The organism is Kitasatospora sp. NPDC090091 (assembly GCF_044747365.1).
In the GTDB taxonomy this organism is placed as follows: Bacteria; Actinomycetota; Actinomycetes; order Streptomycetales; family Streptomycetaceae; genus Kitasatospora.
This window is the reverse complement of record NZ_JBIVDY010000043.1, coordinates 1-26,285: the sequence shown is the minus strand read 5'-3', so window position 1 is coordinate 26,285 and position 26,285 is coordinate 1. Positions and strand designations below refer to the sequence as shown.

At 72.4% G+C, this 26,285-nt stretch carries 20 protein-coding genes and 1 pseudogene; 13 read left to right on the top strand and 8 right to left on the bottom strand.

Going from position 1 to position 26,285, the window contains the following annotated elements:
• The first annotated feature begins 457 nt into the window (after positions 1-457).
• From ACIPSC_RS38620 to ACIPSC_RS38610, 3 genes and pseudogenes are all read left to right on the top strand, one after another.
• Positions 458-1,901: pseudogene (locus ACIPSC_RS38620) on the top strand (alpha/beta hydrolase family protein).
• A gap of 79 nt (positions 1,902-1,980) precedes the next feature.
• On the top strand, positions 1,981-2,823 hold the full coding sequence (locus ACIPSC_RS38615; RefSeq protein ID WP_400834951.1) for a siderophore-interacting protein: 843 nt from the start codon (positions 1,981-1,983) through the stop codon (positions 2,821-2,823).
• Between the two features lie 393 nt (positions 2,824-3,216).
• Positions 3,217-3,990: a poly-gamma-glutamate hydrolase family protein gene (locus ACIPSC_RS38610; RefSeq protein WP_400834948.1), complete on the top strand. Its 774-nt coding sequence runs from the start codon at positions 3,217-3,219 to the stop codon at positions 3,988-3,990.
• 49 nt (positions 3,991-4,039) lie between these two features.
• Here ACIPSC_RS38610 and ACIPSC_RS38605 read toward each other — a convergent pair whose 3' ends face one another.
• Entirely contained in the window at positions 4,040-4,711 is a 672-nt protein-coding gene (locus ACIPSC_RS38605) for a DUF4232 domain-containing protein (RefSeq protein WP_400834945.1), read from the bottom strand.
• Between ACIPSC_RS38605 and ACIPSC_RS38600 the strand changes: the two genes are divergently transcribed.
• Positions 4,704-4,913 (top strand): hypothetical protein, encoded by a 210-nt coding sequence (locus ACIPSC_RS38600; protein WP_400834942.1) that lies wholly within the window; start codon positions 4,704-4,706, stop codon positions 4,911-4,913. The genes ACIPSC_RS38605 and ACIPSC_RS38600 overlap by 8 nt on opposite strands.
• 234 nt (positions 4,914-5,147) lie before the next feature.
• On the opposite strand, the gene ACIPSC_RS38595 is transcribed toward ACIPSC_RS38600, so the two are convergent.
• The 3 genes from ACIPSC_RS38595 to ACIPSC_RS38585 form a co-directional block, all read right to left on the bottom strand.
• Positions 5,148-5,939, bottom strand: coding sequence for an ABC transporter permease (locus ACIPSC_RS38595; RefSeq protein ID WP_400834939.1), 792 nt, complete (start codon positions 5,937-5,939; stop codon positions 5,148-5,150).
• Positions 5,936-6,922, bottom strand: a complete 987-nt coding sequence (locus ACIPSC_RS38590) for an ATP-binding cassette domain-containing protein (protein WP_400834963.1) — start codon at positions 6,920-6,922, stop codon at positions 5,936-5,938. Before ACIPSC_RS38590 ends, ACIPSC_RS38595 begins: the two co-directional genes overlap by 4 nt.
• 166 nt (positions 6,923-7,088) lie before the next feature.
• Positions 7,089-7,754 (bottom strand): DUF4097 family beta strand repeat-containing protein, encoded by a 666-nt coding sequence (locus tag ACIPSC_RS38585; protein WP_400834936.1) that lies wholly within the window; start codon positions 7,752-7,754, stop codon positions 7,089-7,091.
• Between the two features lie 238 nt (positions 7,755-7,992).
• Here ACIPSC_RS38585 and ACIPSC_RS38580 point away from each other — a divergent pair, with 238 nt between their 5' ends.
• From ACIPSC_RS38580 to ACIPSC_RS38570, 3 genes are all read left to right on the top strand, one after another.
• Positions 7,993-8,745: a helix-turn-helix domain-containing protein gene (locus tag ACIPSC_RS38580; protein ID WP_400834933.1), complete on the top strand. Its 753-nt coding sequence runs from the start codon at positions 7,993-7,995 to the stop codon at positions 8,743-8,745.
• Between the two features lie 157 nt (positions 8,746-8,902).
• The gene (locus ACIPSC_RS38575; protein WP_400834930.1) at positions 8,903-11,539 is read left to right on the top strand and encodes a tetratricopeptide repeat protein; all 2,637 of its coding nucleotides are present in this window, start codon (positions 8,903-8,905) and stop codon (positions 11,537-11,539) included.
• 53 nt (positions 11,540-11,592) lie between these two features.
• Complete coding sequence (locus ACIPSC_RS38570; protein WP_400834927.1) at positions 11,593-12,555, top strand: Gfo/Idh/MocA family protein; 963 nt, start codon at positions 11,593-11,595, stop codon at positions 12,553-12,555.
• Positions 12,556-12,600: 45 nt separating this feature from the next.
• On the opposite strand, the gene ACIPSC_RS38565 is transcribed toward ACIPSC_RS38570, so the two are convergent.
• Positions 12,601-14,595: an ABC transporter ATP-binding protein gene (locus ACIPSC_RS38565; RefSeq protein WP_400834924.1), complete on the bottom strand. Its 1,995-nt coding sequence runs from the start codon at positions 14,593-14,595 to the stop codon at positions 12,601-12,603.
• 566 nt (positions 14,596-15,161) lie between these two features.
• On the opposite strand from ACIPSC_RS38565, the gene ACIPSC_RS38560 reads away from it, so the two are divergent.
• From ACIPSC_RS38560 to ACIPSC_RS38540, 5 genes are all read left to right on the top strand, one after another.
• A complete protein-coding gene (locus tag ACIPSC_RS38560) occupies positions 15,162-15,728 on the top strand; it encodes a helix-turn-helix domain-containing protein (RefSeq protein WP_400834921.1) in 567 nt (188 codons plus the stop codon).
• A gap of 72 nt (positions 15,729-15,800) precedes the next feature.
• Positions 15,801-16,247 (top strand): YbaK/EbsC family protein, encoded by a 447-nt coding sequence (locus tag ACIPSC_RS38555; protein WP_400834918.1) that lies wholly within the window; start codon positions 15,801-15,803, stop codon positions 16,245-16,247.
• Between the two features lie 289 nt (positions 16,248-16,536).
• A complete protein-coding gene (locus ACIPSC_RS38550; protein WP_400834915.1) occupies positions 16,537-18,111 on the top strand; it encodes a B12-binding domain-containing radical SAM protein in 1,575 nt (524 codons plus the stop codon).
• A 240-nt stretch (positions 18,112-18,351) separates the two neighbouring features.
• On the top strand, positions 18,352-19,887 hold the full coding sequence (locus tag ACIPSC_RS38545; RefSeq protein WP_400834912.1) for an amino acid adenylation domain-containing protein: 1,536 nt from the start codon (positions 18,352-18,354) through the stop codon (positions 19,885-19,887).
• 210 nt (positions 19,888-20,097) lie between these two features.
• Positions 20,098-22,011 carry an APC family permease gene (locus ACIPSC_RS38540; RefSeq protein WP_400834909.1) on the top strand — a complete coding sequence of 638 codons (1,914 nt, stop codon included), beginning with the start codon at positions 20,098-20,100 and terminating at the stop codon, positions 22,009-22,011.
• Between the two features lie 79 nt (positions 22,012-22,090).
• Here the strand turns inward: ACIPSC_RS38540 and ACIPSC_RS38535 are convergent, their stop codons facing one another.
• From ACIPSC_RS38535 to fabG, 3 genes are all read right to left on the bottom strand, one after another.
• Positions 22,091-23,863, bottom strand: a complete 1,773-nt coding sequence (locus tag ACIPSC_RS38535; protein WP_400834907.1) for a methyltransferase — start codon at positions 23,861-23,863, stop codon at positions 22,091-22,093.
• Between the two features lie 36 nt (positions 23,864-23,899).
• Positions 23,900-25,063, bottom strand: coding sequence for a 4-hydroxybenzoate 3-monooxygenase (locus ACIPSC_RS38530; protein ID WP_400834960.1), 1,164 nt, complete (start codon positions 25,061-25,063; stop codon positions 23,900-23,902).
• Between the two features lie 172 nt (positions 25,064-25,235).
• On the bottom strand, positions 25,236-25,979 hold the full coding sequence (fabG, locus tag ACIPSC_RS38525) for a 3-oxoacyl-ACP reductase FabG (RefSeq protein WP_400834957.1): 744 nt from the start codon (positions 25,977-25,979) through the stop codon (positions 25,236-25,238).
• 161 nt (positions 25,980-26,140) lie between these two features.
• Between fabG and ACIPSC_RS38520 the strand changes: the two genes are divergently transcribed.
• Positions 26,141-26,285 (top strand): helix-turn-helix domain-containing protein (locus ACIPSC_RS38520; protein WP_400834954.1); only part of this gene is annotated, 145 nt, incomplete at its 3' end.

Sequence of the window (26,285 nt, the reverse complement as noted above, 5' to 3'; positions counted from 1 at the left end):
GAAGCAGGAAGTAGTCCCACCGCAGCGCTCACGCGCAGCGGCTCAGCCGCGAGGCTGAGGGGAATCCCCCTCCTTCAGGAGGGGGAGGAAGTCAACACACGTCCTTGTCGCCGTTCGCCTCGCGCTTCGCCGTCTGCGCCGTCTGCGCCGTCGGCCTCGCGCTGCCCGGGCGGGGACCGCGCCGCGGTGCTGCCACGGTAGGCGGTCGGCCACGGGACGCGCATGCGACCACCGTCTGACGCCACCGTGCCGGGATACGACCGCAGGAGGAGTCCCGGCACCTCCCGGGGTCGTAAAGCGGCGTCCGGTCCGGCGTGCTCGACTGCTCCTCCGGTTGCACTGTGAGCCGGCGCGGATTGCGCCCCCGGTCGCACACGATGGCGACCCGGGATCGATGTGGCGGTGCACACCCGGCGCCGACGATGGCCGGGTGACCGAGATCATCACCGGACTCCTCATGTCCCCCCTGGAACTGTCCCCCCTGGAAATCCTCGCCCTGCTGGGCGCCGTCGCGTTGGTGGCGGCACGCTGGCTCCCCCCCCGCCGCCCGCCCGCGCGTCACGATCGCGGCGGGGGCGGTCCTCGTGCCCTCCGTGATCGTGCTGGCTGTGACGGGGATCCGCTGGCAGATGCTGCCCGTCCTGGCCGGCGCCGCCGTCGCGGCGCCGTTCGCCCTCGCTCCCCTGCTGCGGCGCCGTACCGGCCGGCCGGAGTGGCGGGCCCGCTGGTGGCTGGCGTTGCCGGGGTCGGTGGCCTGTATCGGTCTGATCTCCACGGGCCCGGTGGCCGCCTGGGCGTTTCCCGTCCCCGAGTTCCCCGAACCGTCGGGAAACCTCGCGGTCGGCACCCGGGTGGTGCAGTGGACCGATCCGGGCCGTCCCGAGACCTTCACCCCCGATCCGGACGACCGGCGCACGGTCGTGGTCCAGCTCTGGTACCCCGCGCGGAAGAGCCCCGCGGGCACGCCGCGGGCCCAGTACCTCGGACGCACGGAGCAGGAGGCGCGCACCGTCTCCGGCGCCCTCGCCCGCGGGGTCGGCCTGCCGGGCTTCCTGGTCGACGGTGTTCCGCGCGCCCACAGCCATGCGGTCTTCGACGCGCCGGTGGACGGTGGCGGGGGGCGGTTCCCCGTCGTCCTGTTCTCGCCCGGGTCGGGCGGGGTGCGCACCCAGAACACCGCCTGGGCGGAGGAGTTGGCCAGCCACGGCTACGTGGTCGCCGCCCTCGACCACCCGTACGACTCCGCCGCCGTCGTCCTCGCCGACGGCCGGACGATCACCACCGAGACCTCCTCCAGCGGCGACCCGGACAAGGACGAGGAGCTGGCGGCCGGCTGGACGGCGGTCCGGGCCGCCGACCTCGGCTTCGTCCTCACCCGGCTGGAGGGCCTGGACCGGGGCGAGGGCGCCGATGCGCTGGCCGGCCGGCTGGACACCGGCCGGGCCGCGGCGACCGGCCACTCCATGGGCGGTGCCGCCGCGCTGCAGGCGGCCCGGCAGGACCGCCGGTTCGCCGCCGTCATCGATCTGGACGGCTACCCGCACGGCCCCACCTCGCCCGCCCTCGACCGGCCGACGCTCGCCCTCACCCAGGCCGTCACCCCGGGAACCGACCCGCGCTACCTGCCCCGCCTCACCGAGGCGCTCAAGTCCGGCACGGCGACGAGCTACCGGCTCACCGTCCCCGGCGCCGCACATCTCACCTTCATGGACGGCCCGCTGTACCTGCCGCCCGTGCCCTCGATCGTCGGCACCCTCGGCCGCACCGAGAGCCCGCGCGTCGTCGCCGCAGCCACCCTGGCCTTCCTGGACGCGGTGCTGCGCGACAAGCCCGGCGACCTGGCCGGCGTCCTGCCGGCCTACGGCGAGCTCGGCGTCCACCACCCGGACGGCAGCCACTGAGCGGCTGTTCCGCGGCGACCTGTTAACTTAGGTGAGCCTAACCATCTGATCGACCTGACGACATGACCGGGGGGTACCCATGACCGATCAGCCGACCCGCAGGACGCCGCGCGCCCGCGAGACCAGGGTTCTGCGCACCGAGCGGATCACGCCGCACATGGTGCGCCTGGTCCTCGGCGGCGAGGGGCTGGACGACTTCGACGCCACGGAATTCACCGACCACTACGTCAAGGTGCTCTTCGCGCCCGCGAACGTGGAGTACCCGGCGCCGTTCGACCTGGCCCGGATCCGCGAGGAGTACCCGCGCGAGCAGTGGCCGGTGGCCCGGACCTACACCGTGCGGGCCTGGGACCCGGCGCTGCGCGAGCTGACCGTCGACTTCGTCGTGCACGGGGACGAGGGCCTGGCCGGGCCGTGGGCCGCCCGGGCGAAACCGGGCGAGACGGTGCGCATCCTCGGCCCCGGCGGCGGCTACGCCCCGGAGGCGGACGCCGACTGGCACCTGCTCGTCGGCGACGAGAGCGCGCTGCCCGCGATCGCAGCGTCCCTTGAGCGGATGCCGCCCGGTGCCGTGGTGCACGCCTTCATCGAGGTCGCCGACGCCGCCGAGGAACAGAAGATCGTCTCGCCCGCCGCCGTCGACCTCACCTGGCTGCACCGCGGGGGCCGCCCGGTGGGGGAGGCCCTCGTCGAGGCGGTGCGTGCGCTGGAGTTCCCCGCCGGGACGGTGTCGGCCTTCGTCCACGGGGAGGCGGGCTTCGTGAAGGAGCTGCGGCGCCAGCTGCGCCTGGAGCACGGCGTTCCGCGCGAGCGGATGTCCGTCTCGGGCTACTGGCGGTTCGGCCAGGACGACGACGCCTGGCGGGCCGCCAAGCGCGACTGGAACGCCCAGGTGGAGGCCGAGCAGGAGCAGGCCGGCTGACCAGGCCCCCGGCCCACGGGCGCGGGGACGCAGCCGGCCTTCTCGACGAGTGGCCCGTCCTGCCCGGCAAGGCTCCGGGTCATCTCGGCTCGCCAGTTGGAACGCGCACCGGCCACGGGAGTCGGCGGTGCGCGTTCCGGCTGACGGTCAGGAGGCGCCCGGCCGGCAAAGCGGAATCACCGGGCTTCGAATGGGCGACGCGGGCTGACGGGAACTCAATCTCCTGATCTCCGGAAACCCGTCCCTTGAAATTCCACCGTGGCATTCACATTCGAGATCGCAGCAGGTGGATGCATTGTTTGCCAGGATCGCGAGTTCCTGTCATGATCCGCGCTTGTGATAAACCGTCGAACTCTGATCACGGCACTTGCCGCCGTACCGGCCCTCTCCGCCGTGGGCACCGTTCTCGCGAGCACCCCCGCCCAGGCCGCCGACCTCTACGCCTCCAATACGGCGCTCTACTCGGACCCGGCCCTGGTCGAGGGGGTGGACTACGGCCGGCGCTCGCGCCGGCACCTGATCGACGACCAGGACCCGGCGGCTCGCGCCCAGCTCGTCCGGACCACGGTGATCGCCCCGCACGGCGGCGGCATCGAGGGCGGCACCTCCGAGTTGTGCCTGGCCATCGCCGGCTACCACCCGGCCGACCTCACCCCCACGCCAGCCGCGGGGCCGGTGCACGACTTCTGGATGTTCGAGGGCCTGCGCTCCTCGGGCAACAGCGCGCTGCACGTCACCTCGACCCACTGTGACGACACGACCGCCCGCGCGATGTGCGCCGGCAGCCTCAACGTGGTGTCGCTGCACGGCTGTACCGCCGCCCAGGCAGGGCTGGAGACAGGTGCCCAGGCCGTGTTGGTCGGTGGCCTCAACTCCACCCTCCGCCAGTACCTGATGGAGGAGTTCGCGGCGGCGGGCATCCGCGCGGTGACCGCCTCCGGGGAGGAGGAGATCGCCGGCATCTCGCCGGAGAACATCTGCAACCGCAGCCTGCTGGGCATGGGTGCGCAGTTGGAGATCACCACCGATCTGCGCGGTGCGATGTTCGCCGCGGGCAAGAACACGCGCGCCGACCGGGCCGCCAACACGCTGCCGCTGTTCTGGAGCTTCACGGGTGCCGTTCGTACGGCGGTCCAGCGGCTGGAGGCGACCCAGCCGGTGCTGTGACGGCCGGCCCGCCTCACGTTCTCCGGAGGGGTCCGGCGTGACGAAGCGGTCACGCCGGGCCGTCCTCCCGCTGCCAGGCGCCGGCGCCGAGGCGTCCGGTGGTGCCCAGGTCGAGGTCCGGGGTGACCATGACGGGGGCCGCGTCCGGGAAGGCCCGGACCCGTACGTAGGGGACGTTCACCGGGGTGCCGTCCTGTGCGGTGTTGCGCCACACCAGGGTGGAGCGGGCGCCCTGGCCCGGCTGCAGCGCGATCTTCTGCGGCGGGTTGTCCGCACCGGTGCCGGTGGCGATCTCGGCGCCGCCCGGCAGGATGCGCACCCCGTCGATCGGCCGGTGCTCCGCGTCGAGCAGCTGCAGCTTCGGGTAGCCGTTGACGGTCACCACGATGGTTCCGCAGTTGCGCAGGTGGAGGCCGACCACGCGCAGGCCCATGGCGGCGTCGCCCTCGTCGGCGTACAGGCGCAGGCCCGACGCCGGGCACGGGCCGGTGCGCTGCGGGGCCTCGGCGCTGGGGACCCGGCGGACCTGGATGATCTTCACCCAGGGCCCGGTGCCGGGTGACGCCGTCTCCCGCCCGCCCAGCTCGACCCGTGCCTGCACGGTGGCGCCCGGAGCGACCGCCGGGACGGTCCGCGTCACGTTGTCCAGCGCGCCGCCGTCCGGCAGGAGCCGGCTGAACACCACCGTGACGTCGGACGGCTCGCTGCCCGGATTGGTCACCTCGTACTCCGCGCAGTTCGGGCCGGCGGCGGTGATCCGCACCCCGCTCTGCCCGGAGGGCGCCGCCGACCCCGGCGGTGTCCCGCACGGCCCGGCGCTCCCGGAAGCCCCCGGGGCCGCGGTCGTCGCCGCCACGGACCCGCAGCCCGCGACCAGGGCGGCGGCGACCGCGGCCGTCGCTGCGGCCGCCACGGACCGATGAACCGTCAGAAGGTCGGTGAGCTGAGGGAATCGATGCATCCGTCGATGCGATCACGCCCCGCGCCGAACGGCTGTGAGAGGTGCCACTTCCCGTGCAACAGTCCTGCAACGCACGGCTGACCGCCATCGCGACCGTCCCGACCGCGCGAGGGGCGGCGCGGACCGACGGGGTGTCGGTGCGCGCCGCCCCTCGGGTGGGACGGGCGGACTGCGAGGCGGGTCGCAGTCCGCGGCGTCACTTCGGGTCGCGGTCGAACACGGCCTTCGACCAGCGGTAGCCGAGGACGGTGAGGCCCAGGCACCAGGCCAGGGCGATCCACCAGTTGTTGCCGATCTCCGTGCCGAGCAGCAGCCCGCGCAGGGTCTCGATGGCGGGGGTGAAGGGCTGGTACTCGGCGATCGGCTGGAACCACCCCGGCATCGCGTCGACCGGGACGAAGGCGCTGGAGATCAGCGGCAGGAAGATCAGCGGCATGGCGTTGTTGCTCGCCGCCTCGGCGTTCGGGCTGACCAGGCCCATGCCGACCGCGATCCAGGTGAGCGCCAGGGCGAACAGCACCAGCAGGCCGAAGGCGGCGAGCCACTCCAACGGCGTGGCGTCCGTGGTGCGGAAGCCGATGGCCACGCCGACCGCGCCGACGAAGACCACGCTCATGACCGCCTGCAGCACGCTGCCGACGACGTGTCCGACGAGCACGGAACCGCGGTGGATCGCCATCGTGCGGAAGCGGGCGATGATGCCCTCGGTCATGTCGTTGGAGACGGAGACCGCCGTCCCGATCGTGGTGCTGCCGATGGTCATCAGCAGGAGGCCCGGGACGAGGTACGCGATGTACTGCGAGCGGTCGGCGCCGCCGCCGCCGATGCCGGCGCTCATCGTGTCGCCGAAGATGTAGACGAAGAGCAGCAGCAGCATGACCGGGGTCAGCAGCAGGTTCAGGGTCAGCGACGGGTAGCGCCGCGCGTGCAGCAGGTTGCGCCGCAGCATCGTGGACGAGTCGCGGACGGCGAGGGAGAGCGAGCTCATCGGACATTCTCCTCGGGCTGGTTCGGAGGGGTGGAGCCGCCGGTCAGGGCGAAGAACACGTCGTCGAGGTCGGGCGTGTGCACGGTCAGTTCGTCCGCCTCGATCCCGGCGGCGTCCAGCCGGTCGAGGACGGACCGCAGTTCGCGCTGGCTGCCGTCGCTGGGGATCTGCAGCGCCAGCGCCTCGTCGTCGGCGGTGGCCCCGTGCAGGGCGGCGGCGGCGGACCGGTAGGCGGCCGGGTCGGTGAAGCGGAGCCGGACGTGCCCGCCGGGGACCAGCCGCTTCAGCTCGTCGGCGGTGCCCTCGGCGACGATCCTGCCGTCGTTGAGGACGGCGATGCGGTCGGCGAGTTCGTCGGCCTCCTCCAGGTACTGGGTGGTGAGGAAGACGGTGACGCCGCCGGTGACCAGTTCGCGGATGATCCGCCACATGTTGTGCCGGGAGCGCGGGTCGAGGCCGGTGGTCGGCTCGTCGAGGAAGATGATCCGCGGGGCGCCGACCAGGGTCATGGCGATGTCGAGGCGGCGCTTCATACCGCCGGAGTAGGTGGAGGCGGGCTTCTTCGCGGCGTCGACGAGGTCGAAGCGCTCCAGCAGTTCGGCGGCCACCCGGCGGCCCTCGCGCCGGGGCAGGTGGTGCAGGTCCGCCATGAGGAGCATGTTCTCCTCGCCGGTGATCAGGCCGTCGACGGCGGAGAACTGCCCGGTGACGCCGATCGCGGCGCGCACGGCCTGCGGGGCGGCGGTGAGGTCGTGGCCCGCGACCTGGGCCTGGCCGCCGTCGGCGGTGATGAGGGTGGAGAGGATCTGCACGGTGGTGGTCTTGCCGGCGCCGTTCGGTCCGAGCAGTGCGAACACCGAGCCGGCCGGGATGCGCAGATCGATTCCGTCGAGGACGGTCTTCTCGCCGTACGACTTGCGCAGACCGACGGCGGTGACGGCGGCGGGCGGCTGCGGCTCGCCGGCCTTCCTGGGCGCGGGCATGACAGGTGAAGGCATGGAACCCTCCGGTTCGAAGGCTGGAGTGGCAGGGGAGTGGGTGGCGCGAGAGCGGTCGATCCGCGGGTGCGGGTGCGGGTGCGGGTGCGGGGCCGGGGCCGGGCCTGGGCGTGGGGCCGGGGTGCGGCGCGCGGGCCCGGGCGGCTGGGGCTCAGAGGGTGCGGGCGGTGATGTCGCCGTACGTCGTGGTGGCGCGAATGTCGAGTTCTGGGCTGCCGTTGTTCTTGAGGGCGTTGCTGATGCGGCCGTAGCCGGTGCCGGCGTCCAGGGTTGCGGAGACGCCGGCGGCGGCGCCGACGGTGATGTCGCCGGACTGGGTGCTGAGGACGACCGTGCCGCGCAGGGCCTCGGTGATCCGGATGTCACCGCGCTGGGTGCTGATCTCGGCGGGGCCGTTGAGCCGGCCGATCTCGACGTCGCCGTCGGTGGCGGTGAGGCGGACGCTTGCGGCCTCGTCGATCTTGATCTGCCGGTACGCGCCGTCGAAGGCGATGTCGCCGAGGCGGCCGACGCCGCGGAGTTCGGAGGCGGCGGTCCTGGCCTCGACCCGGGAGCCGACGGGCAGCTTGACGGTGATCTCCACGCATCCGGAGGGGCCGAACAACTGGTTCCTGGATCCGGAGGTATGGACCCGCAGGACGCCGTCGGCGTAGGCGACGGTGGTCTGCTCGGCCGCCTGCACGTCGCGCCGCTTGGCGGGGTTGACGGGCAGGACCTCGACGACGGTGTCGGCGCGGTCGGCGGCGATCAGCTGGATGCGCCCAGCGGGGATGTCCAGGACGGCCGCGATCGGTGCGGGGGTGTCGAACTTCTGCATCGTGCCCTCCTGGGCTCGCTCGCTCTTTCTGACACCAGAAACGCTACGTTGCTTTCCGAAGCGTGGCAACAAGCTCGTTGCGCGAAATCCGCATCACTGCAGGTCGCTGGCGGGAAATCGTTGCAACGGTCCGAGGGGTAACGCAATGGCGGAGGCCCTGATCATTGCAATGGGTGAGAAGTGAACGCTATGCTGGGCGAGCAGGGACCACCAAGGACGACCCACCGAGGAGATCGCGATGCCGGGAGGCAGGCTCACCCAGCAGGAACGCCAGCAGATCGCGCTGGGGCTGGCCGACAGCCTCCCCTACGCCGAGATCGCGCGACGCCTCGAACGTCCGACCTCGACCATCACGCGCGAGGTGATGCGCAACGGCGGCCCCACCGGCTACCGCGCCGACCTGGCCCACCGCGCCACCGAACGCCGCGCCCACCGGCGCAAGCCCGCCTCCTCCCGGGGGCCGGAGTCGGTCACACAGCTGAACGGGCGTGACGCCGACGCCGTGCGCGACTTCGAGGAGATGCTCACCACCGTCCTCATGCAGTCGGGCCTGCCCAAGATGACGGCGCGCGTGATGGCCAGTCTCTACGCCACCGACGCGGGCAGCCTCACCGCGTCCGAACTCGCCCAGCGCCTCCAGGTCAGCCCGGCGTCCATCTCCAAGGCGATCACGTTCCTGGAGAGCCTGGACCTCGTCCGCCGGGAACGCGACGAGCGCCGCCGGGAGCGCTACATCGTCGATGACGACCTCTGGTACCAGTCGATGATCCGCAGCGCCCGGGACAACGCCAAGTTCGTCGAGGCCGCACGGCAGGGCGTCACCATCCTCGGCCCCGGCACCCCGGCCGCCACCCGCCTGGAGAACGTCGCCCGCTTCCTCGACTTCGTCTCCGAGGGCATCATGCGCGCCGCCGAGCAGGCCCGCGAAGTCCTCTACACCCGAGCCGACCCCACCCCGGCCCCCAGCACACCGACCGAGGCCCGCACCTAGGCAGTGCCCGGCCCCTTCCATCGACAGCAGCCGCCCCGGCGCCCCGCCAGGGCGGCTGCTTGTCGCACGCCACCGGGAGCTGACAGAATTTCAGATCGTTTGCCCCTCAAGCGATCACGGATCGGCTGTCGCGGGGCGGCGCGGAGAAGGAGGCGGGATGGCACGGGTGAACCTGCGGGCCGCGTTCATGAGCGGACTGTCGTCCACCGTCACGGCACAACAGGTCTTCACCAACCGGGTCGACGAGGTGGCCGCCTTCAACCGGTCGGTGGAGGGCCTGCAGCGGACGCTGGACGAGGCCGAGGTCTCACCGGTCGTCGACCGGGCGCAGGGACGCCGCAACGTCCTGACGCTCTACGGGGTCGGAGGCATAGGAAAGACGACGCTCTCCCACGAACTGGAGCGCCGATTGCTCGCCGACGCGGCGGCCGAGGGGCGCGATGACGTCGTGGGCGTGCGGGTCGACCTGTCCGAGGACGGCGCCTGTGACATCGAGGGGCTGCTGCTCCGGTTGCGGGCCGGGCTGGGCCGGCTGGGCAGCCGGTGGCAGGCCTTCGACCTGGCGCTCGCGTCGTACTGGGCCCGCGCGCACCCCGGGGAGGCTCTTCAGGACTTCCTCGACGCCTCGCCGGCCCTGCGCCGCGCCTCCCGCAGCATCGGCCTCGGTGACCAGATCGCGGAGACCGTGCGGGACGTCGACCCCGCGGGGCTCGGGGGTCTGACCGGGCTGGCGCACCGTGCGGCCCTGGCCACCTACCGCGCCGTCCGGGACCGGGTGCGGGAGGGTCGCCTGCTCGCCGACTGCGAGCTCTTCGCCGAACTGGTCGAGGCCGACGCCGACTACGAGACGCTCTCGTACTTCCCCTATCTGCTGGCCTGGGACCTGGAACACCAGCCCGAACGGGTCCGGTCTTCCCGGCGGCCCACGGTGTGCGTGTTCCTCGACACCTTCGAGGTCGTCAACGGCCGTGCCGACCGCACGGTGGAGCGGCTGCTCCAGCGATGCGTCTACCTGATGCCCAACGTGCTGTTCGTGATCACCGGCCGCAACCGCATCGACTGGGCGGACGCGGGCGTGGGCGGAGAGCTGGACTTCACCGGCCCCCGCTACTGGCCCAACCTGCACTTCGGCAACAGCACCGCCGAACCGCGGCAGCACCTGGTCGGCTACCTCTCGGACTCCGATGCCGACAGCTACCTCCGCGAGGCACTCACCCGCAACGGCGAGCCCGCCATGCCCGACGACGTCCGCCGTCGGATCATCACCGGCGGTCAGGGGCTTCCCCTGTACCTGGACCTGTCGGTGTCGCACTTCGCCGCGCTCCTCGCCCGCGACGGGCAGCCGTCGGCCGAGGACTTCGGCGGCTCGTTCACGGCCGTCGCCACCCGGTCGATCCGCGACCTCCCCCGGGAGGAGCGCGATCTCGTCCGCACCGCGGCGCTCACCGACCGGGTCGGTGCCGACCTGCTGCGAGCGGGACAGCCCAACGCCTCCGACGGCAGTGTCGCCCGGTTCCTGCGCCGGCCGTTCCTCACGCACGACGACGCCTACGCCCTGCCGTACGCCCTGCACGCGGCGCTGCGCCACGCCATCCGCGAGGCCGACCGGACACTCCCGGACGGCTGGTCCGACCGCGACCGCAGCGAGGCCGCGGCCCGGTTGCTGGTCTGGCTGGGCGAACGACTCGGGCCGTCCGGCGGCCGCGTCGCCACCGCGCAGGCCCTCGAATCCGGCCTCAAGCTCTCGGCCGAGTACGGAGTGTTCGAGGACTGGATGGCCCGTGCCACGCAACGACTCGTCGAGGCCGGGCAGTGGTCGGAGCTGGGCACCGGGTCGAACGCCGAACCGGTGGGGACGCCGGAGTGCCGGGCGGTACTCGCGGCCATACGGGGTGTCCAGCTACGCCGCACGGGCCGTGCCGCGGAGGCGATCGAGCTGCTCGGCGGCGCAGGCGAGGGAGTGCGGCAGGGCAGTCCGACGGCGCAGCTGGTACAGATCCACCTCGCCCACGCGCTGCGCAACCACGGCGACTACACCGCGGCGGCGGCGATCTACCGCGGTCTGCTGGGCGGCGAGTTCGAGGCGGCGGCGCGGTACTGGCTCTGCGACTTCGACTACCTCAACGGTCGCTTCGACACCGCGCTCGGCTCGCTGCGGGAGCAGCGCAGCCGGGGGCCGGAGGACGAGGGTGAACGGCTCCGGCTGATCGGGCACATCTGGCGGGTGAACGCGCGCTTCGACGAGGCGACCGCCGTGTACACCGAGGCGATCGGCCTGGCCCGACGTGAGGGCCTGGCTGCCGCGGAGGCGAAGGCCCTTGCCAACCTGACGCAGACCGCTTGCTGGTCCGGTGACACGGCGGTGGTCTCGGATGCGGCGGCCCGCGCGCGGGACCTGCTCGACCTGGTGCCCAATCCGGTCGAACTGGTCAAGGTCCGCTCGGCCGAGGCGGTCGCGCACGTGGTGGCCGGTGACGTGGCGGCTGCCGCGGAGGCGATCGGGGGCACCAGGCAGCTGGCGGACGGTATCGGCTACCGCGGAGGGCACAACCTGGCGGACGTCGCCCAGATCCTGCTCAAGGTGATCGGCGGTGACCACGACGGCGCCCGCCGCACGCGGGCCGAGCTCGATGCGCGGACCCGCAGGTCGGGTGGCAACACCTACTGGGTCCCGATCGTGACCAGCTGGATCGAGGGCGTCCCGGAGGCCGTCGAGCACGACCCGCGGGTCGAATGGGTCGACGGCCCCGCCGTGTCGTTGGGCCGGTGGGCGGAGGTGGCCGCGCGACGATGAGGGACCAGGGCCCGGGGACACGGGACCGGAGCCGGACGAGGGGATGAGAGCACATGACTGACCCGGAACGCGTCGAGCCGGTACGCGTCGGCATGGTCGGGGTCGGAATCATCGCGGAGACCCACCTCGCCGTCCTGGCCGAACGTCCGGACGTGGGGCTGGAGTTCACGGTCGACCCCAAGTCGGTGGGGCCGGTCGTCTTTCGCGGGTACACGCCGCCGCACTACGGCAGCCTCGCCGAGGCGCTCGACGTCCACCGGCCGGACCTGGTGGTCCTCGCGACCCCGACCGAGACACACGCGGAGTTGGCAACCTCGGCTCTTCTCCGCTCCACAGCCGGAGTCCTGGTGGAGAAGCCCCTCGTCCACGACCTCGCCTCCCTCGCGCGGCTGCGCGAACTGGACGGGAAGGCCGACGTGAAGAGCCGGCTGTTCACCGCCCACCACTTCGCTTTCTCCCCCGAGGTGGACTGGGCGGCGGAGCTGCTCGCCGCACACCCGGACTGGGGACCGGTCACGGCCATCACCTCGGCGTTCTACGACCCCTACATCCTGCGGGGGCCCGAGGCCTTCGCCTCGTACGTGTCGAGCTGGACGGACTCGGGGGTGAACCAGCTCAGCATGCTCACCCGCTTCGTCGATCTCACCGAACTCACCTCCGTCCGGCAGACCGACGGCGGCGCGAGCGCGTGGTGCACCGTGGGCTTCCGCTCCCGGGGAGAGACGGGCGAGGCACGGCTGCGCAGCAGCTGGCTGACCGGATCCAGCAGCAAGGAGAGCAGTCTGCTGTTCGGCCGGTCCGGGGTGGAGGTGTGGATCGACCACACCTCCATGACCGGCTTCGCCGCCCGGGGCGCCGAGTTGCTCGACGCCTTCGGCAACGACGGGCGCACTCCCCGCAAGATCGCGCACTACCGCCCGCTCTACGCCAGCCTGCTCTCCGGCCGGCCCGACCCGGTGCTCGGCTTCGACACGGCTGCAACGATTACGGGGATCCACCACGCCGTGCCCGAGTAGGACCGCTGCTGCCGGGCCGGAGGCCGCCCCCGTTGCGTGGGGTGGTCAGGGGGTGGGGTCGGGGGTGGGGGAGGGTTGGTGGGGGATGGGGGTGGTGGTGTACTGGGCGGCTTGGAGGAGGTAGGACTCGCGGTAGCGGGTGGGGGGTTGGCGGGACATCAGGTCGGTGTGGGTGCCTTGTTCGACGAGGCGGCCGTGGTCGAGGACGAAGATGTGGTCGGCCCCGGCGGTGGCGCCGAGGCGGTGGGTGATCAGGATGACGGTGACGCCGAGGTCGGTGAGGTGGCGGATCTGCTCGAAGGTCTCCACCTCGGTCTCGGGGTCCATGGCGGAGGTCGGTTCGTCGACGACGACCAGGGCGGGGAGCCGGCCGTCCGCGTCGGGGGTGGTGAGCCGTAGGCGGGTGCGGGCCAGGGCGACCTTCTGCCACTGGCCGCCGGAGAGGCCGACCCCGCCCTCGAAGCCCTTGGCGATGAGGGTGTCCCAGCCGCGGGGCAGGTCGTCGATCACGGGCCGGAGGTCGGCGTAGTCGGCGGCGGCCTCCAGCCGGCGCGGGCCGCAGGGGACTTCGGGGCGGCCGAGGAGCAGGTTGGCGCGCAGGGTGAAGGACCAGCGCTGGAAGTTCTGGGCGAGCAGGGCGACGCCGGCGAAGAGCTGGTCGCGGTCGGCGGTCCTGGTGTCGATGCCGTCCCAGAGGACGCGGCCCTCGTGGGGCTGGTAGGCCCCGCAGAGGATGCTCGCCAGGGTGGACTTGCCGGAGCCGTTCGCGCCGACCAGGGCGATCACCTTGCCGCAGGGGATGGTCAGGCTGACCTCGTCCAGGGCCGGGGTGTCGCGGCCGTCGTAGGTGAAGGAGACGCCCTCGACGGTGATGGCCTGGGGGCGTTCGGGCAGCGGGGTGCCGCCGGTGGGGATCGCGCGGCGGTGGCCCTCGCGGCGCAGCCGGTCGAGGTCGCGGACGAAGAGCGACTCCTCGTAGAGGTGGTTGACCTGGGAGACGAGGCCGCCGATGCTCGCCGAGCCGGTGCGGATGGCCACCACGGCGGTGCCGGCGGCGGCGAGCGGGATGGCGCCGCCCGTGACCAGCCAGCCCAGCAGGGCGAACGCGCCGACGGTGGCGGCGCCGGCCATGATCGCGGAGAGCAGGTCGGTGCGCGCCCGGGCGCCCGTCAGCCGGGCCTGTTCCCGCTCGGCCGCGCGCGCCATCTGCTCGTAGTGGTGGAGGATGAACGGGCCGCTGGCGTGCACGCGCAGCTCGGCCGCGGAGTTCGGGCGGATCAGCATGTCGGCGAGGGCGGTGCTGGCCCGGGAGTGCTGCAGCCAGGCGCGGGTCGAGGCGTAGCGGCGGCGGGCGGTCCGTACGGCGGACCAGCCGCGCGGTGCGGTGATCAGCAGGAGCATCGGCAGCAGGGCGGGGTGGAGGACGGACAGGACGCCGGCGGCGGAGACGAGGCCGAAGGCGGCGGTGAGGACGGCGGTGGCCTCGCCGATGATGTTCTGCAGCGCCATCGCGCCCCAGCGGGCGCTGTCCACCTCGGCGAGGAAGTCCGGGTCCTCGATGGCCTCCAGTTCGGAGCGGGCGACGATGCCCAGGAACTCGACGGTGGCCCGGCGGAAGACGGCCGGTTCGAGTCGTCCGCCGGCCCAGCCGGAGGCGGCGGAGAGCAGGGAGGAGAGCCCCGCGACCGCGCCGACCGCGATGACGGCCGGTAGTGCGGCGTGCAGTACGTGGGTGACGTCACCGGGTGCCAGCAGGGCGGCCAGGGCGTGGTTGGTGGCGATCAGCGCCACTGCCGCGGCGAGGCCGCGGAGCAGCTCGGCGCCGACCAGGGTGAGCAGGGCTCCGCGGTCGGCCTGCCAGGCCATCCGGCCTGCGAGGTGGAGGAAGCGCGGCATCTGCCGGGCGACGGCCCAGAACGTCACCTCGCCGCTGGCCATCTCGTGTTTGGTCCAGCCGTAGTCGTAGCGCATCGGCCCGCCGAACAGCAGCTGTTCGCTGTCGGAGGCCGTCGGGGCCGGGGTGTCGGGTCCGCTGGTCACGTACGTCCCTTCGTCGAGGGGTTCGTTGCGACGGTTCGCTGGGAGGCCTCGATGTGGCCGTGAGCACCGGGGCCGGGTGCAATCCGATAACTGTATTGATTGGTGGCGGACTTCTCCGGTCACGGAGTTTCTTGACGATTCTTGACGTCTCTTGAAGAAAGGGGTGCGGAAGCGGTCGCCGGGGGTGGATGCGGTTCGGGCCGGGACGCATTGGTGGGGCGGGCTGGTGATCGTTTGTCGCACGTGAGTGCGCCGACGGCGATTCCACCGTAGGGGGCCGGGGGAGGCGTTGTCGGCGTGTCGCGCCGGACGCCACTCGATCCGGTGAACCCGCTCAACTGCGGTGATGCGAGGTGGCGTTGCCGATCGGATCGGGTGCTCGACCGCCGGGCGGACGGCCCCGGTGGGGCCGTGGAGCGCGCGGTTCCGGCCTCGGGGGTCCGGGGGAGCGGATGAATCGGCGGGGGCCGGCCGGGCGGATTCCGGGGGTGATTCTCGCTATCGGTCGTCAAAACGACCGAATGGCCGTCTTGATGGGACGGTCGGTCGTGGGATACGGTCGCCCGGTGACAGACGTGATGGGTGCCGTTGCTGCAAATCTACGCAGGATTCGCGACGCCCGCGGACTGTCACTGAATGAACTCGCAAGGCAGTCGGGCGTGGCCAAGGCCACCCTGTCGCAGCTCGAACTCGGCCGTGGCAATCCGACGGTCGAGACCCTGATGACCTTGGCGACGCACTTCGGTGTGACGCTGACCGACCTCATAACCTGCGACGACCCGCCGAAGACGCACGTCAGGCGGGCCGGCGAAGGAACCCTCGTGAGAGGGGACGGGCTCCAGCTCAGGCTGGTGCACCGGATGACCAGTGGCCCCACCATGTACGAGATCTATGACATGGCGACGCGCCAGGGGATGTTCGAGTCCCCGGCGCACGGCGCCGGCGTCATGGAACACCTGATGCTCCATCAGGGCAGCATGCGGGTCGGCCCCAAGGACGATCCGGCAACGCTCGACGCCGGGGACTTCATCGTCTTCTCGGCCGACCGGCCGCACTTCTACGAGAGCCTGAGCACCACGACCCAGGCCACACTGATCGTGCTCTACCCCACAGGGGCCCAGCCGCCGCTGTGAGGCTCGCAGGGCGCGCACTTGCAAGGCGCAAGGGGGGTTTCGTTGCAAGGAACAGTACAGCGCGTACGCGAAGTGCTGCGTGAATCGGGCAGCTCCGAGGAGATCGTCGAGCTGCCGGCGGCCTCGCCCACGGCTGCGGAGACCGCCGAACAGCTCGGCTGTCCGGTGGGGGCCATCGCGAGCAGCCTGATCTTCGACATCGGCGGCACGCCACTGCTCGTCGTGACCAGCGGTGCCCATCGTGTGGACACCCGCCTGCTGGCCCGGCTGCTCGGCGTCGGCCGCGGAAAGATCCGACGCGCCTCACCGGAATTCGTGCTCAGAGCCACCGGCCAGGAGGTCGGCGGCGTCGCGCCCATCGGCCATCCGCAGTCCATCCGCACGCTGGTGGACGTCGCCCTGGACGAGTACGACCAGGTGTGGACCGGGGCCGGGATGCCCCATTCGGTCTTCAGAACCACCTTCGCCGAACTGGTGAAGCTCACCGGCGGCGAATCCGCGGTGGTCGCCGGCGCATAGGGGCGGTACTCCCCCTCTCGGCGAACCCCTTCACCGTGCGGCCCCGGCCGTGCGCGCCTTCGGTGACGACCCGTGTCGTGAACGTTCGACGTGTGGCCACCCGGCCCGTCGTTCGACCGGGCACGCCCGTCTGCCTGCACGCCCGTGTGCCTGCATGTCCGTACCTCCGCGCACCCGTACCTCCGCACGCCTGCATGCCCGTACCGCTGCACGTTTGCACCTGCACGTCTGCACGTCTGCACGACAAGCACATGCCCGATCCAGTCCTCTGCGAGAGTGGTGGTTCCGCATGGCCGAAGACGCACAGTACGTCCTGTTCATCAATGCCAACGACACGTCGCGCCACACATCGAGCGCGAACACGGCGATCTATCCGAATCTCGGGCTCCTGACGCTGATGAGTGCTCTGCGTCCGAAGCTCGCCGACGGCGGGCCGAGCGTCGGGTACTTCGACGGAACCGTCCACGGCAATTCCGTGCTGGTGGATTTCATCGAGGCCCACGCCCATCGAATACGGGCCCTGTGCTTCAGCGTCCTGACCGCGAACTACGGGGCCTCGATCGCGATGGCCAAGCGGGCCAAGGAGCTCAACCCGGACATCCTGGTGGTCCTCGGCAACGACCACTTCTCGGCCCTGTACGACCGGGTGATGGCCAATCAGCCCGCCGTGGACGTGGGCTTCTACGGCAACGACGTGGTCGAGGGGTTCGCCGAGTTCATGAGCGACCGGCTCGCCGGCCGCCTGCGACCCGCGATGGACTACGCGGGCCTGGTCTACCGGGACCCCGGCGGCACGGTCCACCGGAACCCGGAGAATCCGGCCGAGTACCAGCGGCTGCCGCTGGTCGACTACGGCCTCGTCGACAGCTTCATCCCGCACGAGAAGCACTACCTGGCCGGCCAGCAGCAGGTCTACTTCTTCATGCGCGACCGGGAGTTGCGCAGTCAGGTGGTCGACATCGGGCGCGGCTGCGTGAAGTTCGCCGGCGAACGCCTGGAGGGCGTGCCGCTGAACGCCTGCGACTTCTGCGGCATCATCCCCGGTGTCCGGGAAATCATCGCACCGGAGGCCGAACGGGCCTGGCGGATCCTGGAGAACGTCCACAACCAGGGCTTCAACTACTTCTACATCACCGCCGACGAGCTCCCGCTCACGCTCTGGCGGATGCTGCGCGCGATGGCGGCCAACCCGCCGGAGTGGTTCCTGGCCCTGCCGGAGGCCGAGCGTCCGAAGATGTTCGGCTACGCGCGGGCCGAGGCGTTCGCCACCGGCCCCGACCGCATCGACACCCTGGTCAACAAGCTGGGCCTGGACCACTTCTTCATCGGCTTCGACGGCCTCTCCGACGTGTCGCTCCGCGTGATGAACAAGCAGCCGATCGGCGGCCGGGGCCGCGCGCACGCGCCGATGGGGCACAACCTCCGGGCCCTGGAGGGGGTGATCGACCGGGGCGGCATGATCACCGCCGGGCTGGTGGTGACGCACCTGGGCATCACGCCCGAGATCATGGCGGACAACCACGAGGCGCTCACCCGGATCGTCGAGGAGCACCCCAAGACCTTCGCCGCCCTCGACTTCGGACCGCTCTGCCCCATCCCGGGCTCGCAGTCCTACCGCTACCTCACCCACCCCGACTACGCCGAGGCCAGAGCCGCGGAGTTCGGCCTCGAAGTCGACCGGGCCTACCTGGAGTCCCGGATGGACTTCTACCGGACGGCCGACGAGCTCGACATGGACGAGATGATCCGCGACTTCATCGCCGGCTGCTGCCCGAAGGTGACGCAGGACCTGGTCGACGAGTACATGGGCCGGATGAACGCGCTGGCGACCAAGCACGGCATCGTCATCGGCGGCGGGGTCTGATCGGCCTTCCACCCCGCGGAGCGACGGCCGTTGGGGGCTTCACTGCAAGGTGAAACGTTCCTGCAGTCCGGCTGTTCCGGCGGGCGGGGGCGCCCCGTTCCCCGCATCCCCGCATCCCCGCACTTCGCTTCCCCGCGCACCTGGGCGCGCACCTGCGCACCCGCGCACACCCGCACCTCACACACTCGCATCGTCTTCCGCTGCGCCATGGCCATGGCCGCGGAGAAGGAGGGTCTTCCCATGACCGGACACGGCAGAGAGAACCGGACCGAGCCGCAGCTCGTGCACGAGATGGTGGCCGCGCAGGCGCAGGCCCACCCCGACGTGATCGCCCTGCGCTGGCCGGGAGGTGAACTGACATATCGTCAAGTTCAGGCCTCGATACAGCGGTTGGCCGGACACCTCGCCGGCACCAGCCGGGCGGCGCTGTTCAACGACCGGTCGCCGGAGCTGGCGATCGCCGTGCTCGCGGTGCTGGCCGGCGGCGGGTCCTACGTGCCGCTGGACGACACCTATCCGCGCGGACGCCTGGACTACATGCTCGCGGACAGCGGCGCCGACCGGCTGCTCTGCCGGGCCCACCTGGCGGACCTCATCACCGTCCCCGAGGGCTGCCGGCTGGAGGTCCTCGACAACGTCCTCGACGGGGAGGCGCCCGCCGAACCGTCCCGGCGGGGCACCGACGCCCGGCCCGAGGACCTCGCCTACATCAGCTACACCTCCGGCTCCACCGGCCGGCCCAAGGGCGTCGTCATGCCGCACGGCGCGCTGGCGAACCTGATCGCCTGGCAGGTCGAGAACTCCGGCTCCACGGTGGGCTGGAACACCCTGCAGCTGTGGCCGCTCAGCGTCGACGTCTCCTTCCAGGAGATCTTCGGCACCTGGGCCAGTGGCGGGACGCTCGTCCTGGTCGACGAGGCCACCCGCAGCAACCCCGCCAAGCTCCTCGCCTACATCGACGAGCAGCGGATCGACCGGGTCTTCCTGCCTTTCGTCTCCCTGCACCAGGTGATCGAGGCGGCCGTCCAGCAGGACCGTTTCCCCGGCTCGCTCAAGGAGGTCGTCACCGCGGGCGAGCAGCTCCAGATCGGGGAGTCGGTGCGGACCTTCTTCTCGCGCACCGGCGCGTCGCTGGAGAACCAGTACGGCACCACCGAGACCCACGTCATCACGGCCGAGAAGCTCACCGGTGACCCGGTCGCGTGGCCGGTGCTGCCCTCGATCGGCCGGCCGATCGACAACGCGGTCGTCAAGGTGGTCGACGCCGCGATGCAGCCGGTCAAGGACGGGGAGGTGGGGGAGATCTGCATCGGCGGGATCGCCGTCGCCGACGGCTACCTCAACCGGCCCGAGCTGACGGCGGAGCGGTTCCGGACGTGGGAGGGGCTCGGCATCCCGGCGTACCTGACCGGCGACTACGGGCGGGTGCTGCCCGACGGGGACCTGGAGTTCCTCGGCCGCCGCGACACCCAGGTCAAGATCAAGGGGTCCCGCGTCGAACTGGGCGAGGTCGAGAGCCAGCTCCGCGACCTGCCCGGGGTCAGCGACGCCCTGGTCACCGTCCACGCCACGGCGACCGGGGAGCAGTTCCTGGCCGCGCACTGCGTGCGGGTGCCCGGCGAGCGGATCGAGGAGGAGCGGCTCCGCGCGAGCCTCCAGGGCGTGCTGCCCGGCCACATGGTCCCGGCGCGGTACGTCGTCGTGGATGCCTTCCCGTTCACCCCGACCGGGAAGGTCGACCGGGCGGCGCTCGCCCAGGCGCTCACCGGCCGGTGACCTGACGCCCCCGGCACGGCACGGCAGCCACACCCCGAGCGGGGGCGGGTCGACCCTGCCCCCGCTCACCCTTGACCGCGGCGACGGGCCGCCCGCGACGGGCTGCCCGCGCCGTGCCGCCCGCACGCGTCGCTCACCCGCACCCGGCCCCACCCGCCCCCCGTCCGACCATCCGCACCCGGCCCCCGCATCCCCAGGAGGAGCACCCACGTGAGCACCGAACTGCCCGAACCGGCCCGCCGCATGCGGCGGGAGGTCACCCTCGCCCAGCTCGTCTTCCTCAGCATCGGCGGCCAGATCGGCTCCGCCTGGCTCTTCGCGGTCCTCTCCGCGGCGGGGATCGCCGGGCCCGCCGCGATCCTGTCCTGGGTCATCGCCGGTGTCGTCTTCATGGTCATCGCCCTGACCTGGATCGAACTCGGCGGCATGCTCCCCCTGACCGGCACCGTCGTCCGCTACCCGTACCTGACCCACGGTGCGTTCACCGGCTGGATCATCGGCTGGGCCGCCTGGCTCTTCGCCGTGTCGATCCCCGCTGTCGAAGCGGTCGCGGTCATGACCTACCTCGGCAGCCGCTTCCCCGGGCTCCACGTCGTGGAACAGGTCGACGGCACCACGGTGCTCACCTGGCCGGAGGGCATCACCTCCGCCATCGCTCTGATGGTGGTCTTCTACATCGTCAACGTCATCGGCATCCGCAAGTTCAGCGTGGCGACCAACTGGGTGACGTTCTGGAAGATCGTGATCCCGGTCGCCACCTTCCTGCTGCTCTTCTTCGCCCTGCGCGGCGACAACTTCTCCCTGGCCGGCGGATTCCTCCCGTTCGGCGGCGCCAGCACCGTGCACGCCATCTCCTCCACCGGCATCGCCTTCGCCTTCGTGGGCTTCAGACAGGCCCTCGACTTCGGCGGCGAGATGAAGAACCCCCGGCGCGACGCCAAGATCGCCATCATCGTGGCCATCGCCGTCCCCACCGTCCTCTACACCCTCCTGCAGATCGCCTTCATCGGCGCCATCGACTGGCAGGACGCGCAGGTCCGCCCCGGCGACTGGGCGGCGCTCAACGCCAGCACCTGGGCCTCCGGCCCGTTCTTCCACGCCCTCGACGCCGTGGGCACCGCGGGCTTCGCCGCGTTCGGCAGCGTGCTGCTCGTCGACGCCGTGCTCTCGCCCGCCGGCGCCGGGTGGATCTACCTCGGCAACAGCGCCCGGGTCAGCCAGGCGCTGGCCCACCACCGGGCGGCGCCGGAGGTCTTCCGCCGACTCTCGCCCCGCGGTGTGCCGACCGTCGCCACGGCCTTCTGCTTCCTGGTCGGCTGCCTCTTCTTCATCCCCGCACCGAGCTGGTACCAACTGGTCTCGTTCATCTCCGCCGCCGGCGTGCTGACCTTCCTGATGGGCAGCGTCAGCCTCTCCTCGCTGCGGCGCACCGCCCCCGACCTGCCGCGGCCGTTCCGGCTCCGGTGGGCCGCCCTCTGGTCGCCGGCCAGCTTCATCTGCAGCGTGCTGGTCATCTACTGGTCCGGCTTCACCACCCTCGTCACCCTCCTCGTCACCGTCTTCGCCGGGCTGCCGGTCTTCGCCGCCTACACCGCCGTCAGGCGCGGCTGGATCGACCGGGTGGTGGCCGTCCCGCTCTCCCTCGCCTTCCTGGCCGCCTGGGTCTGGACGACCGCCTCCGGGGGCTGGTTCCTGGCCCGCCACGGTGCGCGCCACACCGGGTGGGGCTTCGGGCTGTACGCCACCGCCTTCACCCTCTGCATCGCCGTCTTCACCGGCCTGCTCTGGGCGGCCAGCAGCCGCGAGGGGCGCCGCCACGTCACCGGCGGCCTCTGGCTGCTCGGGCTGCTGCTCGCCCTGCTGCCGCTGTCCTACTACGGCGAGTACGGGCCGACCGGCGATCCGGCGGTCCCCTTCCCGCTCGACACCCTGGTGATCGCCGCGGTCACCTCCGTCTTCTACCTGTGCGCCCAGGCCAGCGGCTTCCGGACCGAGGACCTCGACGACACCCTCGCCGCCCGGGAGGTGCTCGACATCCCGGACCACGCCGGGGAGTTCGGGGACGGCGTGCCGGTCGGGTCCGGGCCCGCCGCGGCTGCGGCGAGCAGGGACGCGGCGGGCTGACCGGCGCGCGGCCGCCGGCCGGGTCGTCGTTCGGGCCGTCGTCCCGGGGCCGGGGTGCCGGCCGGCCCCGGCCGACGGCTCACGGCGCGGGGCGCGGGACGAGACGGGGCGCGGCGGCCTTGCGGGCGTGCAGGACACTGGCGTCCAGGGGCAGCGGTGAGCGGTCCACGAGGGTGAGCCCCGCGTCGGCGAGGAGCCGGGCGTAGTGGTCCTCCCGGCGTTCCCGGCCGCCGACGTTGCACATCATGTGCAGGTCCCAGGCGGTGGCCAGGGAGGCCGAGCCGTCGGCGGGCAGGATGCGCTCGACGACGAGCAGGTCGGCGTGGGCGGGCATCGCGCGGGCGCAGTGGCGCAGGATCTCGCGGCAGCGTTCGTCGTCCCAGTCGTGCAGCACCCGGGAGAGCAGGTAGACGTCGCCGCCCGCGGGGACGTCCGCGAAGTCGCCCACCCGGTAGCTGCAGCGGTCGCCGCAGCCGGCCGCGTCGAGCCGGCGGCGCGCTGCCTCGACGACGTGCGGGCGTTCGAGGAGAACGCCGCGCAGACGGGGGTGCGCGTCGAGGAGGCGGCCGAGCAGCTCGCCGTTGCCGCCGGCGACGTCGACGACGGTCGCGGGGGCCGGTGCGCGGCCCGCGGCCGTGAGGACGGGGTGGGCGGGGAGCGGCTCGAACATGTGCGAGCTCGCGGCCATGGACCGGTCGAACAGCTCGGCGAGCTCGGGGTCGCGGGCGAAGTGGTCGAAGTGGTTCTCGCCGAAGACGTGGTCGAAGGCCGTCTCCCCGGTCCGTACGGTGTGTGCGAGGCCGGCGAAGGAGCGGTAGAACGGGCCGCCGTACAGCAGGGCGAGCGGGCGCAGCGACCCCGGGGCGTCGGCGCGCAGCAGGGCCCCGACGTCGGTGAGCCGGAAGGCCTCGCCCTCCCGGGCCACGACGCCGAGCATCGTGAGGTAGCGCAGCAGCGTGGCGAGGCTGCCCGGGTGGGCGCCGAGCCGCCGGGCCAGCGCCGCGCTGTCGGTGGCGGCCCCGGTGTCCATCGCGTCGGGCACGCCGAGCTGGGCGCAGGCCGCGAGGGCCTGGGTGGTCCACGCGCCGGTGAGCCGGCGCAGGAGGGCCTCGGCGGGCAGCTGTGCGCGCTGCTCCTCCAGGTGGGCGGCGAGCACGTCGCGGTGGTCGCCGTGGGCGTAGAGCTCCACCCGCCGGTAGCCGGCCCGGGAGCCGGCGGGGGCGGTGAAGTAGAAGACCGTGCCGTCCTCGTGGGGGTTGTACCCGCCGCCGTCGGCGGTCGCGCCGTGGCGCGTGAGGAGCGCGCACAGACCGCGCAGCACCAGCGGGTCCGGGCGGGCGACCTCGAAGGCGAGGTGCGCCTCGTGCTGGTGGGCCCGCTCGTGCTCGGCGAGGCCGACCAGGTCGGAGCCCGGCGGCACGGTCAGGGTGAACACCTCGACCGTGCGGTGCGTCCCGTCGCTGCCGCGGACGGCGGGGCGCAGGATTCCGACGTCGAGTTCGCCAGGGTCGCGCCGGTGCCGCAGGGCGAGCCGCTGCCGGACGACGACGCTGGGGTGGGCCGGCGTGTCGGCGGCCAGGCCGCAGGCGGCCAGATCCGCGCGCAGGGCCTGCGGACCCGTCGGGAAGACGAGCAGCGCGGCGTGCGCGAACCGGGTGTGCTGCGCCAGGGCCCGCAGTTCGGGGCCGTCGAGGCCGGGCAGCAGGAGCGGGAGCAGGGCGGCGGTGTCCTGCTGCCGGACGAAGTCGGCCGTGGCGCGCAGCCGGGCGGCGTCGTCCGGGGGCATCGTGGCAGGGGTGGGCGCGGCCGGGGCAGGGGCGGGGGGAGGGGGAGTGGTGGCGGTCGTGGTCATGGCGGGCGTCCTCGTTCCGGTGCTCGGGGGTGGCGCTCAGACGCCGACGTAGTTCTCGGCGAACCAGTCCTGGTGGGTGCGCGAGGTGCGCAGCGACTCCAGGCGCGTGCGGCGCAGGGAGTCGTCGAACGGCGATCGGCCGTACGGGCCGGGCACGGCGTGCAGCAGGCGGACCATCCAGTGCGAGAACTCCTGGGCGCGCCAGATGTGCGCCAGGCAGCGGCGCGAGTACTGGTCCAGGGCCCGGGGGTCGCCGTGCGCGAGGTCGTCGACGAGGGCCTCGGCGAGGAGTTCCGCCGCCAGCACCGCGAGGTTGGCGCCCTTGGCGGCGGAGGGGCTGAGCAGGCTCGCGGCGTCGCCGGCGAGGAGGAGGGCGCCGTGGCGCAGCGGCTCGACGACGTCGGAGTCCAGGTCGACGACGGTGCGGTGGAGGACCGGGCCGCGGTGCATCGGGCCGTGCTCGGCGGCGCGCATCCGCAGGTCCAGCTCGTGCCAGATGCGCTCCTCGGGCCAGGCGTCGGCCGGGGTGCCGCGGTCGCACTGGAGGTAGTAGCGGGTGACCTCGGCGGTGCGGGCCATGTGGCCGGCGAAGCCGCGCCGGTGCACGGCGTAGCCGACGGCGTCGAGGCTGGGCGGGGCCTGGACCAGCAGGCCGAGCCAGGTGGCGCCGTGGTCGTGGTGGTGGCGCAGGGTGCCCGGGGGCAGTGAGCGCCGCGCGGCGCCGTGGCGGCCGTCGCAGCCGGCGACGTACCGGGCCCGCCACCGGGTGGGGCGGCCGTCCGGCTCGCGCGCCGTGACGGTCGGGTGCGGGCTGTCGGCGTCGTGCACGGCCAGGGCCTCGGTCTCGAAGCGGATCCGCCCGCCGGCGTCGAGGAATCGGTTCAGCAGATCGGTGACCAGCTCCTGCTGGGGGTAGACGGTGTGCCGCTCGCCGCGGCCGAGGCGGCCGTAGTCCAGCCGGAAACGGCCGTCCTCGGTGCGGAACTCGCAGGTGCTGTGGGCCCGGCCGGCGCGCTGCAGGCCGTCGGCGAGGCCGTGGCGGTCCAGGATCCGCACGGTGTTGGCGGCGAGGAAGCCGGCGCGGGCCCTGGTCCGGACGTGGTCGGGGTCGGCGCGTTCCAGGACGACGCAGTCGATGCCGCTGCCGTGCAGGAGGTTGCCGAGGAGCAGCCCGGCCGGCCCGGCACCGAGGATGACCACGTCGGCCGTTTCGTCGGCCGGTCGGTTGTTCTGACGTTCCGTCACGAGAAGTGGATCATAGCCACCGGTAGATACACGGATCGGCCGAAATCACCCGGGGGCGTGAATAGCGTGATGATCTCCGCTTCGGCGGTCGGTCGGGCGGCCGTCCGACCGGGCCGGGCGCGGGCCGTCAGCGGAAGCCGCCGTCGATCCGGAAGACCTCGCCGGTGATGTACCCCGCCCGGTCGGACAGCAGGAAGGCGACCAGCTCGGCCACCTCCTCCGGGCGGCCCAGCCGCCGCAGCGAGACCTGTTCCAGCGAACGCTCGACGGCCTCCTCCGGGAGCTGCGCCACCAGGTCGGTGTCGATGTAGCCGGGGGCGACCACGTTGGCCCGGATGCCGTACCGGCCGACCTCCTGGGAGAGCGACCGGGTGAAGCCGATGATGCCGGCCTTGGTCGCGGAGTAGTTGGTCTGGCCGGGGTTGCCGCAGATGCCGGCGACCGAGGAGAGGTTGACGATGGCGCCGTGCCGGCGCAGCACCATGCCGTCGATCACCGCGCGGCAGGCGTGGTAGACGCCGCTGAGGTTGACCTGGAGGACGTCCTGCCACTCCTGGTCCTCCATCAGGACCAGCGGGGTGTCCCGGAGGATGGCCGCCGAAGTGACCAGGGCGGTGACCGGGCCCAGTGCGTCCTCGGCGCCGTCGACCAGCGCCTCCACCGCGGCGGCGTCGGAGACGTCGGCCCGGCGGACGTAGGTGGTGCGGCCCAGGTCGAGCAGCTCCTTCTCCAGGGCCCGGGCGGCGTCGGCGTCGGAGCCGTAGCAGAGGGCGATGTCGTAGCCGTCCCGGGCCAGCCGCAGGGCGGTCGCGCGGCCGATCCCGCGTGACCCGCCGGTGATCAGCGCCACCGGATTGGCCGTCCTGTTCATCATCTGATACCTCCGTGGATACTCCCGGCTTCAGCCGGGAGAGGAAACGGATCGCCCGCGTAGCGGGACGGGAGACGCCAGACCGCCGCTGAGGCGGTGTGGCGTCTCGGAAGACGATCGCCCGGCGGATGGTCACAGAGATTGTTGCTAGCGTGTGATCCGTGACGACCACTCACGTGAAGCGGGCATTCAAGTTCCGCTTCTACCCGTCCGACGCGCAGGCGGCCGAGCTGTCTCGCACGTTCGGGTGTGTGCGGCTCGTCTACAACAAGGCGTTGGCCGCCCGGTCCGAGGCATGGACGATGC